This window comes from Halomonas sp. V046, assembly GCF_052645355.1.
Window position 1 is genome coordinate 1 of record NZ_JBQXYF010000091.1, and the last position, 255, is coordinate 255.

Consider the following 255-nt stretch of genomic DNA (forward strand, 5'->3'; position numbering starts at 1 on the left):
CGGGTTCCTCGCCGAGGTGACCAACGCAGACCTCGGAGAACTTCTTGGCGATACCCTTGTAGATGTCCCAGTCGCTACGCGCTTCCCAGGCCGGGTCGGTGGCCGCGGTCAGCGGGTGGATGAAGGGGTGCATGTCCGAGGTGTTGAGATCGTCCTTCTCGTACCAGGTCGCGGTGGGCAGCACCACGTCGGAGTACAGGCAGGTGGTGGACATGCGAAAGTCCAGGGTCACCAGCAGGTCGACCTTGCCTTCCG

General features: G+C 63.5%; 1 protein-coding gene. It reads right to left on the reverse strand.

Going from position 1 to position 255, the window contains the following annotated elements; translation table 11 throughout:
- On the reverse strand, positions 1-255 hold a 255-nt coding region (locus ACUN9Y_RS22385), incomplete at both ends, for a molybdopterin-dependent oxidoreductase (protein ID WP_445462938.1).